The sequence below is a fragment of the Clostridiaceae bacterium genome (genome assembly GCA_012840395.1).
In the GTDB taxonomy this organism is placed as follows: domain Bacteria; phylum Bacillota; class Clostridia; order Acetivibrionales; family DULL01; genus DULL01.
Genome location: DULL01000111.1, coordinates 1 through 13,425, shown reverse-complemented (window position 1 = coordinate 13,425; position 13,425 = coordinate 1). Strand labels below are relative to the sequence as shown.

Below are 13,425 nucleotides of genomic sequence, written 5' to 3'. Positions count from 1 at the left end.
TGCCTCCAAACACAAAATATTTACTCATTTTCTCCACTCTATTCTGCTGTCAAGGTTCACTTTTTCATTTTATTTACATTTTTGTAATCTCAATTCGTTGTTTTCATAACTTCTTTGACACTACCTTTGTTTCACTTACATTTGGATATCATGTGATTCATACGGGCAAAAACTTCAATTATCTTAATTATAACAGATTTTTTATGACAGTTGTTATTATTGTAAAAGAAAACGAGGAATAAGGACTTGAGAAACAACTGCTTTTGGAATTTGCAAATATTTACAGACATCCTTATGCCATTAAATAATAGATCTGATCTGATAAGCTAATATTTACCGTATCCCATTTCCTTACCGGACAGTTCACTATCTCATATGGAAATCCCAAAGCATTAATAAATTGTATAAACTTATTATCCAGCCACGGAGGAGTCCAGGCACCGGATCTGCATATATGAATTACAGACACTACAATAGATTTATCCAAAACATTAAAATCATTATAGCGGATGTTATAAATATTATTTATCGGTTTGAAATATTCTGGCTCTTCTGCTGTATATGGACTATAAAAAATATTAGCTTCTTTGATTTGTTTATCTTTTAGGAGTTTACCAAGCCAGTTGGAACAGTTTACCTCTGAGTTAAGAGATGAAAGCCCTCCATAACCTAAGTCGGCATGGGAATCAAACAAGTATACTGCTTTGCACTTATTTTCTTTGGCTATTTTATATGACAAGGCATGGGAGTCCGAAATATAGACTTTTATGTTCTTTTCAAATCTGAAGCTTTTCTTGATTTTATTCCAGAATATGTCCACTTCTGAAGAAAGCTGAAATGCATTTTTAATGTCCTCTCCCCGTGCCCTCGCCTGGATATATCTTTTATACCAACGGTCAACCAGGTTTCTCTTATTTTCTAAGTAAATGCCCCAGCTATTTGTGGTATTGATAAAATAGTCCCAATCAATTGATAGCAGGCACTTTTCCATACCGTAACCTCCTGTATCCGGACTATTGTGTTTAATTGAGCGTTCTTGTATTTTCTCAAAATAGCTCTAGATACTCAAAACATTTCTAGTCATAAGATTAGTCATAAGATGTTAAAGTAAGATTAGAACCGGGATTCTCTTGTGAGATTTGCGATATTTTAAGATGTTTCATAAATAAAGCCTCCTTACACCAATCTGCAATATTTCCATTAAAATCGGTATAAGTTACTTTAGTTTTAGCAATTAATTTAAAAATAGAGTTCTAATAATTATTAGTCTATTTTTGTCTTGTAAAGTCAATCCCCCATATTGCCGTTTTATTAGAATTATTGCCTATTAATTCCAATTGTCATCAAAAAAGGCTATTTTATCAAAAAGATCAACCGTTTTCTCTATACCAGAAAAAAACCTCCCTGATTAAAAGGAGGTAGTTTCAATAACCAATCCACTAGGCTCTTTCCATTGTGTCTGAATTTCAGTAATATAATATCCTTATACTTCATTATATTCCAATCAGCCTTCAATGATCTTCACATAAAATTCCCTGTTTCTAGGCCCGTCAAATTCACAAAAATATATTCCCTGCCAAGTGCCAAGCATAAGTCTTCCGTTTTGGATTATCACGGTACAGGAGGATCCCATAAGAGAAGCCTTTATATGAGCGTGGGAATTTCCTTCAAAATGAAAATACTCTCCATGTACAGGAAAGGCTTTATCTAATGCATAAATCATGTCCCGCACAACATCCGGGTCAGCACTTTCGTTTATTGTGACTCCGGCTGTTGTGTGGGGAACATATATTACTGCGATACCGTTCTGTACATTGCTGTTTTTGACTTCTTCGGCAACCTTATTGGTTATATTGATAAATTGCTGCAGTTTTGTGGTTCGAATTTTGTGATGCATAGAGCTGTCCTCCCTATAAAGTTAATTCTTAAGCAGACTCTTGCTATAAATACGTACTATATCTTCAAATTCTACTTTTTCCGGATGATTTTTCAACTTACCTTTATTGGTAATAAATCTTTTGGAATATTCATTTATCTCTTCTTCTTTTATATCAATCTTCACATCAATCAAATTGTTAAATATTTCTTCCAATTCTTGTAAATGTCTAAGCCCCATAATGTTTAACATTCTTTCTATCTTGGTCTGATCTTTAAAGCTTTTTAAGTACTCTATAGTCAAAACGCCATTGGCAAGTCCATGGGGAAGTCCTTTAAAATAAGTCAGCAAATATCCCATTCCATGAGGTAGTGATGTCCCGTTCTGTGCAATTTGTATTCCACCCATTAATGAAGCAAACATGGCCTTTTTTCTGAATTCCTGATTAAAATCTTTACTTATTAATTTTTTAAAGCAGTATTTAAATAACTCAAAACCTTTCTCTCCATAAATATCTGACATATAAGTACTATTAGTGTTTAAATATCCTTCAACCAGATGGTTAAAAGCATCAACGGCAGTATTGACAGTGATATCATAAGGAAGACTGTAAGTATATTTACTGTCAATAAATGCAAATTTGGGAAAAATACTTTGCCCCAGGTTTTTCTTTATCTTTTCCTTATGGGAAGTCACTATACTGTGTTGAGTAACTTCTGAACCTGTTCCTAATGTTGTGGGTACGGTTACCACTGGAATACTTTCCAGCTTTCCCGCATTAAATACATTATCTTTATTTATTTCCGGATTCTTTATAAATAAAGCTATAGCTTTAGCGGCATCCATGGGCGAACCGCCGCCAATACCTATAACAAACTCCACATGATTCCTCTTTCCTATCTCGCTACCTTTTTCTATAGTTTCTAAAGAGGGATTCTCCTCGACCTCATCAAAAAGTACATATTCTACTCCAGTTTGATAAAGCGCCCTGCTGACATCATCCAATGAGCCATTCTTTTTTGCGGAGCTTCTTCCTGTAACAATCAGGGCTTTATTTCCCAATGTTCTGAAAACTTCTTTATTCTTTAAGACCACATCTTCACCAAAGTGTACTTCGGTGGGCATTAAAAACTTAAAATCCATTAAACTTTCTCCCTTCTTTCTTTATGTAAATCTTTATGAATAATATAAATGAAATATATATGTAATATTATAAATTAACATTCTCATTCCTGCTATATTACACTCTTGATAGATTAGGACAGTGGGTCAGCCACCACCCTCAAACAAAACTATGGAAAAGAAGGGCTGCCGGATATGCTACCCAAAAAATGCTTTGCTTAGTTATATTTTCTTTCTTATCTTCCCTACAATTAAAATAATTAGCGGAAAAATAAATCCAAATATTATACCCAATGGCAGACTAATATAGTTTGAGAAATTTTCAAGTTCAAAACTATTGTGAGCTATGTACTGTGAAAAAATAAAAGCAAATATCGTAATAGGACTTACTAACGATTTCACCTCAGAAAGAGAGAAAAGTGATTTTATTATGCTAACTATAACATATATAGTAACGGATATAGGCACAAAGTCTGCAATTGCCCATAATGTCACAGAAATAGACTCTATCCTTTCAATGGTTCTCAATAAAGATATACTTTTTACCACAGAAATGTAAGGCGCAGAAGTACGTTGAACGAGGGAATAGCTATACACCCCTATTGTTTGTATCAGTAGCATCAGCGTTGTAATAACCAGATAGACTGCACCTTGCAGCCCAAATCTTTTTGCATGTTCCTTATCGTTTATCCTGTCTCCAAAAAAGAAAATATATGTAAACGCACCCCATATACTGATATTAGAATAGGATGACTTTAATATTGGCAAAAAGTCATAGTGTGTTATTGGAAATAAATTAATAACTTTGAAATTCGGTACAGTACATAAAAAAAGAAAAGTAAAACTAACCGTAAACAGCAAAAACAGGATTTCTGCCGTTCGGGAAATATAAACAATTCCGCCTTGCATAGCGTAGAAAATAACTGCAAGAATAGTCAAAATAAAAAAGCTCATAGGTGTATTAGGCAGCACCGATGTCAAAAACTTTTCAGCAAAATACCTTACTAATATACCAAGGGAAACCATCATCCATATAAGATAAAGAAATAATAATATAGTTCCAGAAGTTTTACCTAAAGTTTTGATAATTATATCTGAAAGATTTGCCTCTTTATTATTCTTAAATATCTCTTGAATGATATACACAAGGAAAATAAATGGCAAAATTGAAACAATAGGTGTCAACCACCCGGCTCGTTCTCCTATCCTTGCTACATAAGTGGGCAAAAGCCGTATAGATTGGGAAAATACAAGCAAGAGGAAAAGGATAACTGCCTGACGCATTGAAATTTTTTCTCTTGAGGACAACAAATTGTAATCAACCCTCCTTCCCTATTAATAAAAGCATAATTTTCGAGAAACTATCAAGTTCCGGGTTTAAATAGTAAAAGATGCCGAATGCACTGACCAGCAACATCAAAATTATATATACAAATAAATCCTTTTTCTTGTTTTGGGTTACTAAATACTTAATATCCTTTATGCTTACTATAGCAATGACTAATATTAAATAAACCATACCTATTCCCTTCCAATGCTTCCGCTATGTTCTCTCGTCTCATAACTTCTTTGGATTTTTGATTCAACCTGTATATTAAACTTAATATCGGGCAAAATCTCCATCCACTGTTCTTCAATTTTGTGCCATTTCAAAGGTCTTTTCAACCGGATTCTATCACATATCTCGAGGCAATCGGACTTGAAATCCAAGACCTTTTTGAGAACTTCTTCCATCTCATTTTTTAATATCTCTGACAGCTGGGATTCCAAATGTGATATCAATTTTTCGTCTACAATATCAATTTGAGAATGTATTTCTCCTATATTGCTAATAACCTTTGTTTTCAAGGTAACACTCTCCAGGCTATCACCACTGAAGAATGGTATAACCTCAGTATTGCTGTCAATGATTTCAAGGGATACATTCTGACCATTCAGGTCTTTTACTACAACAATAGACGACCCAACATTATTGGTAATAAGATTTAGACCTCGTGATACGTCTATATCTATAAATCCTACCAGTTTCAAGTTGGCAAAAATTGCATACCCGCAAATTTCTATATCCTTTACCTTTTTTCCCTCCAGGTTATCACGATCTGTCAAACGTATGCAAGGGGCACGAGCAGACTCATGATGAATATCTACAAGGCGCATCAGATCATGAACTCTCATTTCTTCCGAGTTGCTCATCAATTTAAGGTTTTGTCCTAAAATTTCCAGTTTATTAAAAATATAAAAGTCACCTTGATTATATTTCTCGATTAAATCTTTAGCAGTTGAACCTCTTACAATGTATACTTTCGACTCTATGCGAAGTTCATGATCTCGTGTGAAAAAGTCTATGTATTTAGCAATGTTGTCTCTTGCAGCTTCCTCTCCTATAAGGTAATATTCGGCATGACCCCAAAAAAGTGTTTTGTTGCTGTGGGTTTGGAGTTTCCGTACTGCTTCAAATATGGTTTTGCCTCTCGAAGTTAAAACTATAGCTTTTTGCGCATCACCACCAGCTTTTTCCCCTGTGCCTCCTGAAGTCTGCTGTCCGCTTCCTTCTTCAAGATTTCTACTGGCTACAGTTAACATAAAGTTATCAGTATCCTCTGATAATTTATCAACTCCAATAACTTGAATTAGCTGCAAATCTCCTATTTCCTTTCTTTGTGGTAGAATACTTTTCCTACATCCTGTAATATTCGCAACTAATAGCAAAAACACTATAGCAATACAACTTTTTCTCATAACCTACACCTATCTCTGTCGTTTCTTATTTAATGTTTTAAGATTTGATGGACGTTTTTTCATTAAGTACAAGGGTAAACGAATAATTGTATCCTTTGTGATATCCCGTCCCTCATTTGCCGCAAAAGGAGAAAAGTAAGGCACACCAAAAGTTTCAAGTGTATTCAGGTGGTATACCAGTAACAAAAACCCTAAAGAAAGTCCATACAAACCGGCAATAGTTGCGAATATCGCAAACAGTATTCTGCAAATTCGAAGAGCATTTAAAAAATCCTGGTTTGGCATTGTAAGACCCGCCATGCCTGAAATGGCAATAATGACTACAACCACAGGTGATATGATTTTTGCCTGAACTGCAGCCTGTCCTACCACCAAAGCTCCTACGATAGAAATCGTCTGACCGATTGTTTTTGGAAGACGAAATCCAGCTTCAATTAAAACTTCAAAGGCTAATAACATAAAGTATATAGAAGTAGAAGTAGGAAAGGGTACCTCCGCTTTACTCCTGATGATGGTTATGGCAAGTACGGTTGGTATCATTTCCTGATGAAATGTGGTTACCGCTATGTAAAACCCGGGAAGCACCAATGTTATGAACGAATTTATATACCGTAAAGTTCTGAGAAAAGAGCTTATAATATAATTTTGAGCATAATCTTCCGGAGTCTGGTAAAACATGTCTATAGTCGCAGGAATTATATAAGCTGTCGGTAATCCATCGATAATTAAGCCTACCCTTCCTTCCAATAAATTATGGCAAAATTTGTCGGTTCTTTCAGTATTTAATACTAAAGGAAATAGAGTACGACTATTATCTACAATATTTTCCTCAATACTTGCTGCAGTGGTAGCCCCGTCAATGTCTATATTGTTCAAACGCTCTATAACTTCTTCAACAATCTTAGGATTTGTTAAGTTTTCTATATAAATAACAGCAACAGGAGTTCTTGTTTGTCTTCCTACTATTACTTCCTTAATACGTAAATAAGGTGTATGTATTTTACGGCGTATCAGCGAAGTATTCACCCGGATCACTTCAATAAATGAGTCCTTGGCTCCTTTCAGGGCGCTCTCAGTTGTCGGCTCAGTAATAGGTCTTTTTTCAAAACCTTTAGTGTCAAATGTAACAGCTTTTTTCTCCTTATCAAATACCAAGGCAACTGAACCAGATAAAATATCTGCAAGAGTATCTCCCAGGTTGCTTCGTACTATTCTGGAAGTATGATATATTATACCGTGCTCTATTAGATCAATAATTTCTTTATAATTTCTTACTTCCTCCAAAACTTTTTCCTGCACCAAAGGTTTTAGTATATCATCATTTACTATCTTTGTATTTACCAGGCCATCAACAAAGACTACGGTAACAGGCAGATTGCGATTGCCATTAATATAATGTACCTGATAATTAATATCTGCACTATCTGACAAAACACTCTTAATATTTTCAGTAGTTACTTCTTCATTGTTAAACTCAGTAATTTCTTCACTGATTTTTGAATCTTTACTGTTTTCTGATTTAAATCTGTTTTTAAAAATACTAAACTTCACAATGATTCTTTCTCCTAATTTGATTTATTTTTATATATTAGATAAAGAAGAATCTTATATATGGTTCATATGTTGAAATTGCATACATTACCTTTTTATATAATATCTATAATCACTCAATATGTAATAATTTATACATATGTCAATCTTACGGTTATAGCTTCTGATAAATGAAGAAATAAAAAAAGAGATGTGACTAGAAATGTATATTTTTGACAAATACGAAGCTTACTCCTATGAATTATACTCTTGCATTTCTTACATTAAATACATTCCAACATAGAACTCCTGGCTATATATTTCCCATGCTTTTATCTGAGCATCGGCCATTTTATCCGCTTTTGTAAATAATCTATCAGCTTTGTTTAGTAACGATAGCACAGTGATTTCCCATGTATGGGCCTACAGGAATACAATCAATTTTCTCGCGGTTGATTGCACGTTTTAATCTTTACCTTGAATCCATACTAATCACTCCTTTATCATTCTTTCCAGCCATACTGCCCTTTAAGTTCTACAAATCTGACCATTTCCACTGTTTTGATGTGTATATCTCCATTACTTGTCTTTGTAATAAGCTTAAGTTCCTGCAAATCTGGCGGGCCGATTGGAATAACCATCCTGCCGCCGTTTGCCAATTGATTGATCAATTCATCCGGTAAAACACGTGCTGCCGCAGTTACCATAATCCTGTCATAGGGAGCATATTCCTGCCAACCAATGCTTCCGTCCCCAACTTTATAATAGATATTTGAAAAACCCAATGCCCCCAGTCTCTTTTTAGCCTTTTCCATTAATCTATCAATTCTTTCTACTGTAAAAACTTTCGCTGAGATTTTTGCAAGAATGGCTGTCTGAAAGCCTGAACCTGTTCCAATCTCCAGGACTCTGCTATCCTTTTCCGGCGCCAGAAGCCGTGTCATTTCCAACACAAGACTTGGCTGGGAGATTGTTTGCCCAAAGCCAATAGGCAAAGGTTCATCCAGAGCTGCATATTTTTTCATGCCATTTTCCACAAAAAATGAACGGTCCAATGAACGAAAATATGTTTCAAGTTCCTTCTGATCCATTCCTTTTCATCCCATTCCTCAGCACAAAATATTGCCTAAGTAAGTTAGAAACACTCAACTTAATTATATCAAGAACTATGTGATTGCACCTATTTTATTATATCAAAAGCTTTATTATTGTACTTTTTTTACTTAAACCGCAACGCAATTTCTACCCTTAGCTTTTGCCTTATACAGGGCGTCATCTGCCTTTTTTAAAATATCTTCAATATCGTTAATATCTCCGGTTTTGTCACGGATTGCCGCCACCCCTATACTCACCGTAAAACTAATTTCCTGCCCCCCGTAAAATACTTTTCTCCCGGCTACAGTCTCCCGAAACTTTTCCGCTATTTTTTTCGCCTCTTCTATAGAGGCGTTCTTTAAAACCACAGCAAATTCTTCTCCTCCTATGCGCCCGGCAATATCGGTTTTTCGGAAACTAGCCTTTATAATTCTTCCAATTTCACGAATTATTTCGTCTCCTGTCGCATGTCCAAAGGTATCATTGATAATCTTAAAATTATCCAAATCCATAATCATCAATGATAGTTCCTCATTATTCTTCTTTGTCCTGGCAAACTCCCTTTTGGCCAAGTTCATAAATTCCGCCCGATTATAGAGGCCGCTTAAGGAATCTATAGTAGCCAAAAACTTCAGTTTCTCCTGTATTTTCCTTTCTTCTGTAACATCACGAATAGATTTAAGCATCCTGGTGTTACCATCATGGGAATCCCCTAAAGGCACCGCGTCTATCTCAAAAAACCGTTCTTCCCCATCTATCACCAAAGAAAAATCACGGCTGTTTTCACTTTCGAAAATTTCCAACAGCTTTGGCTCTCGATTAAGAATATGCTCTATGGGATATTTATTCAATGAAATGTTTATTGCTTTAAAAAATTTCTCGGCTGCCTTATTGTAGTCTACTATCCTTTTCCCCGGGCCCAATACTAACATACCAGCAAAGTTGTTCTCAAAGATTGTTTCTCGAGCCAAAGTTCTTATCTCCAAAAAATCGTATTTATAAATTCCATAACTAATTATAAGCAGTGAAACAGGCATTATTAAAGCAGAATAATCAATGGTCCACTCATCGTATGTGAAAAGAATCATCATTATACCTATGAAAGGTAGTAAAGAAGCAAATAAAAAAACAAAAAAGTGAGGTTTGGTATAGCCGGCCTTATTCTTCAGGTATCCTATGTAGTATATGATAACAGTAAGAAGCAAGCACAATATGGTATAAGAAATGTTAACATAGTACCAGAGACCTCTTTCCATATACAAGGATTTATATTCAAGAAACCACCTTATTTCCAATCTTTTATAAAAAAGATGGTGCCAGGGATTGGTGAGTCGTATAAAGAAAGTCATTATAGGCACAGTAAAAAGTAAAAGTGTCATCAGGATTTCCAGGGAATAAATGGTTTTTGTGTAAAGAAGAGCCACCAAAAGCCATAGTACGGAAATAAAAGGCAATCCAAAATATTGAATCTGATTCCAAAAAATCATTTCATGCAGATTGTTATTGTTAATAATCATTAAATAACCAAATAAATAAACACTGATACATAAAACCAAGACAGAGAATGCCTTTCGATAGCTGGTTCTGCCCTTTGAAAATAAATAGGCGGCGAAAAACTGAGCTAATATAACCGCAAGAACCAGATAAAGACTAAGTAACATTTTTAATATGTTCAAAGCAGTATCCCCCCAGATATTTTTTAAACCCTTTGCAATTCTTAAATATCGCCATATTTCATTAGTCTACTCAGATTCTTATCCGATCTGCGTATGTGTCTGAGCCTTTTGAAGTACACCTGATACTACCATAATATCTTTTTTCTCCTCTAAAGCATACTCAAATGGTGAACTTCATATTATATATCTATATGTCCTGACGTCATTTCCGAAGGTGCTCTGCTTTAGCTTACTTTTTGTGTATCATGTTGTTGAAACAGTCATCCATTAAGCAATAGGATCCCTTTAAATCATTCAAATAGAATAATATCATCTTCTTACACGAAAATAATTCTTCCCGCAGGTTCTGCATGCTCCCTACCAATAACTCCACAAAATTTATTTAACCGGAAAATCAAAATAAGTATCAGGATAAGGTTCGTCCTTTAACTTATAATGCCACCACTCTACGGGATAAACTTCGAACCCGGCATCTACCATGGCATCCCGCAAAATATTCCGGTTTTTTTCCTGCTGGGGAGTAATTAAATGGGTGTCATGGTGTGAAATTTCACCTAAGAAATCAAAACCGCTGCCCATATCCAGTTCTTCACCTGTAGATATCTCAACCAATGTCAGATCAAGCGTGCTTCCTCTCGAATGTCCGGATTTTTCTGCAATATAACCCAGCTCGAACAATACAGACTTGTCCAAATCAGGATAATATTTTCCCTTCATTTTTATATCATCCAGGTCCTGTGCCCAGCGTATAAAATGGTTAACAGCCCTTTGCGGGCGATAAGCATCAAAAATTTTTATGTAATATCCTTGTTCATACAGTGTATCTGCCGCTTTTTTAAGTGCCTGAGCCGCTTCTTTGGTAAGTATAGCCTTCGGTGCTTCATATCCGTCAATCACTGCACCTACAAAATTATCATTACTAAAATAGCGAATTTCGAGCTGTGCTATTGGGATTACATCAGTTACATATACAAATCCATCTGGAAGTGAATATTGATTTGAATCAGGCTCTATAGTGGACTCAATAACCGAGGGCGGCTCCGGTACCGTTACGGATGTATTTTCCGGCTTAATTCCGGAAACGCATGATGAAAGTAGAATCAATGCAGCCAGAATAACTATACAAAATTTTATAATTGATATATTATTATTTTTACTTTTTGCATGGCTTGACCAGGCATCGTAGATCTTAACTAAAATATCTAGAAAAGTTGTTTTGATGGCAGTTAACATATTATCATCTCCTCGCCATATTATTCATCAAACAACCCATCATGTATGACTCGCAGATAATAAATCTCGGAAGCATAAGCAATTCTTTTGTTTTCGCAAAAATTCCTGTATACGTTTGAGCCTTTTTTCAGCATTATTTTCTCAAATTCGACAAAATATAGTTATGTAAAATATTATATTCAATAAAATTTGTAATTTCAATGAAAATTACTTTTATCTGGAAATCATCTTATATCCATTCTGCCTTCTCGTTGAAGGCAGAAAATAAATATGGTACAATCATCATCGCATAAAAATAATTCTATTATGAAAAAATAACCTATTACGAAAGGTGACATAGATGAAACAGGAACGGCAGTATCCAAAAATCATGATATCTCCTAAGGCAGAGCGGAGTGTTAAGAACGGGCATCCATGGATATACGGGGAAGAGATTCGCAAAACAGAGGATGTGCCTCAAAATGGCGGGCTGGTAGATGTGTTTGCCGGAAACGCCTTTATGGGTACGGGCTTTTACAACAGTGCCAGCAAGATTACCGTCCGACTTATCTCACGCAACGCCAATGATGTATTTGACGCCCGCTTTTGGCGCCGTCGTGTAGAATATGCCGTTAATTACCGCAAAACCGTCATGCCTGGTGCAGACTTCGCCTGTTGCCGCCTGATTCATGGTGAGGCTGACCAAATGCCAGGGCTGACAGTGGACCGCTACGGCAATATTTTATCCGTGCAGATTACCTGCCTTGGTATGGAACTTGTCAAGGATACTATTTACCGTGCCCTTTGGGATGTGCTTACTGGAATGGGTGAAACTGTCACCGGCATTTATGAGCGCAATGATATTGCCCTTCGTACACGTGAAGGGCTACCGGAGTATAAGGACTGGCACCGGTCCGATGGCATACCTGCTCCGGAATCCGCTGTGACGGAGATATGCGAAAACGGTGTGAGATATCTTGTAGATGTGGAAAACGGGCAAAAAACCGGCTTTTTCCTGGACCAGAAGTATAACCGCGCAGCTGTAGCCCGAATTGCCAGGGGGAAACGGGTACTGGATTGCTTTACCCATACCGGCTCCTTCGGCCTTAATGCAGCACTAGGCGGAGCAGAGCATGTGACTTGCGTGGATATCTCACCATCAGCCATTGACATGGCAAAAGCAAATGCCGTACGTAACAGGCTGGACGAAAAAATGGATTTTCTGTGTGAAGATGTGTTTGACCTGCTGACAAAGTTGGCAGAGCGGAAATGTCGGGACTATGACTATATCATCCTTGACCCACCGGCCTTTACCAAATCCCGCAAAACAGTGCAGGACGCTGCCCGCGGATATAAAGAAATTAACCTTAAGGCAATGAAGCTACTGCCCCGGGGCGGATATCTGGCCACTTGCAGTTGCAGCCACTTCATGACAGATGACTTATTCCGCAAAGTACTGGCAAATGCTGCAAAAGATGCCTCCGTATCCCTCAGGCAGATTGAAGCCCGCCAGCAGGCCCCGGACCATCCAATCCTGTGGAATGTTCCGGAGACGGACTATCTTAAGTTTTATATCTTCCAAGTCGTATGACTTGTACTTTGTAGGCTGGAACATGTCAATGGGTTTTTGGAATTCATCTTTTAATGCATAATAATAGTGTATGCCAGCTAATGAAGTACATCGATTACTTCAACCACCATATTGACACTGGCGTTATTAATAATATAACTATAGTTTTTTACTGTAAAATTTCAAGCCTTAGGCTTTCTCCACTCTCATAAGAACCGAGTCAACTTCCTGCCCTATGCTCTTGAATAACTGGAAGATTCCTAAGAAACCCATAAACCATCCGAGCAAAATATTAGGTGCCATGGCTTTAATAATTTCAGGTGTTGTTAGCAAGTAAAAAATAATACCCACTGAAAATGGTATTTCATTAACAACTGTTATTGCTATAATCCAAGTGACTATTTCTGCAAAAACAATACTAAATGCAGTAACACCCAAAATGATCCACCTTGTTGCCTTGCTCAGCTTTCCGCCAAGCTTTGATAGCGTTAATTTACTGTAGGGAAAAGAAGCAAAGAATCATCCTGATATCGCGTATTTCCGGAATGCCCTTGACAACAAGCATCTCCCATATGGTTTGTCAGCCTGGGCGGCACCCCACCACT

The 13,425-nt window shown here is 36.5% G+C and carries 11 protein-coding genes; 1 reads left to right on the top strand and 10 read right to left on the bottom strand.

The annotated features are described in order from the left end of the window. Positions 1-292: 292 nt before the first annotated feature. The 9 genes from GXX20_12500 to GXX20_12460 form a co-directional block, all read right to left on the bottom strand. The gene (locus GXX20_12500; protein ID HHW32467.1) at positions 293-991 is read right to left on the bottom strand and encodes an arginase; all 699 of its coding nucleotides are present in this window, start codon (positions 989-991) and stop codon (positions 293-295) included. Positions 992-1,504: 513 nt separating this feature from the next. After that, the gene (locus GXX20_12495) at positions 1,505-1,897 is read right to left on the bottom strand and encodes a YjbQ family protein (GenBank protein ID HHW32466.1); all 393 of its coding nucleotides are present in this window, start codon (positions 1,895-1,897) and stop codon (positions 1,505-1,507) included. Between the two features lie 21 nt (positions 1,898-1,918). Further along, the gene (locus GXX20_12490) at positions 1,919-3,019 is read right to left on the bottom strand and encodes an iron-containing alcohol dehydrogenase (protein HHW32465.1); all 1,101 of its coding nucleotides are present in this window, start codon (positions 3,017-3,019) and stop codon (positions 1,919-1,921) included. A gap of 201 nt (positions 3,020-3,220) precedes the next feature. After that, complete coding sequence (locus GXX20_12485) at positions 3,221-4,309, bottom strand: endospore germination permease (protein HHW32464.1); 1,089 nt, start codon at positions 4,307-4,309, stop codon at positions 3,221-3,223. Between the two features lie 210 nt (positions 4,310-4,519). Continuing rightward, positions 4,520-5,737, bottom strand: a complete 1,218-nt coding sequence (locus GXX20_12480; protein ID HHW32463.1) for a Ger(x)C family spore germination protein — start codon at positions 5,735-5,737, stop codon at positions 4,520-4,522. Between the two features lie 9 nt (positions 5,738-5,746). Further along, positions 5,747-7,276, bottom strand: a complete 1,530-nt coding sequence (locus GXX20_12475) for a spore germination protein (protein ID HHW32462.1) — start codon at positions 7,274-7,276, stop codon at positions 5,747-5,749. A gap of 494 nt (positions 7,277-7,770) precedes the next feature. Then, positions 7,771-8,358 carry a protein-L-isoaspartate(D-aspartate) O-methyltransferase gene (locus GXX20_12470; GenBank protein ID HHW32461.1) on the bottom strand — a complete coding sequence of 196 codons (588 nt, stop codon included), beginning with the start codon at positions 8,356-8,358 and terminating at the stop codon, positions 7,771-7,773. A gap of 132 nt (positions 8,359-8,490) precedes the next feature. Beyond that, positions 8,491-10,038 (bottom strand): diguanylate cyclase, encoded by a 1,548-nt coding sequence (locus GXX20_12465; GenBank protein HHW32460.1) that lies wholly within the window; start codon positions 10,036-10,038, stop codon positions 8,491-8,493. A gap of 378 nt (positions 10,039-10,416) precedes the next feature. Continuing rightward, positions 10,417-11,271, bottom strand: coding sequence for a M15 family metallopeptidase (locus GXX20_12460; GenBank protein HHW32459.1), 855 nt, complete (start codon positions 11,269-11,271; stop codon positions 10,417-10,419). 340 nt (positions 11,272-11,611) lie between these two features. On the opposite strand from GXX20_12460, the gene GXX20_12455 reads away from it, so the two are divergent. Then, positions 11,612-12,841 (top strand): class I SAM-dependent rRNA methyltransferase, encoded by a 1,230-nt coding sequence (locus tag GXX20_12455; protein HHW32458.1) that lies wholly within the window; start codon positions 11,612-11,614, stop codon positions 12,839-12,841. Positions 12,842-13,009: 168 nt separating this feature from the next. Here GXX20_12455 and GXX20_12450 read toward each other — a convergent pair whose 3' ends face one another. Next, positions 13,010-13,258: a hypothetical protein gene (locus GXX20_12450; GenBank protein ID HHW32457.1), complete on the bottom strand. Its 249-nt coding sequence runs from the start codon at positions 13,256-13,258 to the stop codon at positions 13,010-13,012. Positions 13,259-13,425: the final 167 nt, after the last annotated feature.

Bases quoted from the DNA above. Each gene is read 5' to 3' on its own strand.
- GXX20_12500 (HHW32467.1), bottom strand. From the start codon at position 991: ATGGAAAAGTGCCTGCTATCAATTGATTGGGACTATTTTATCAATACC.
- GXX20_12495 (HHW32466.1), bottom strand. From the start codon at position 1,897: ATGCATCACAAAATTCGAACCACAAAACTGCAGCAATTTATCAATATA.
- GXX20_12490 (HHW32465.1), bottom strand. From the start codon at position 3,019: ATGGATTTTAAGTTTTTAATGCCCACCGAAGTACACTTTGGTGAAGAT.
- GXX20_12480 (HHW32463.1), bottom strand. From the start codon at position 5,737: ATGAGAAAAAGTTGTATTGCTATAGTGTTTTTGCTATTAGTTGCGAAT.
- GXX20_12470 (HHW32461.1), bottom strand. From the start codon at position 8,358: ATGGATCAGAAGGAACTTGAAACATATTTTCGTTCATTGGACCGTTCA.
- GXX20_12460 (HHW32459.1), bottom strand. From the start codon at position 11,271: ATGTTAACTGCCATCAAAACAACTTTTCTAGATATTTTAGTTAAGATC.
- GXX20_12455 (HHW32458.1), top strand. From the start codon at position 11,612: ATGAAACAGGAACGGCAGTATCCAAAAATCATGATATCTCCTAAGGCA.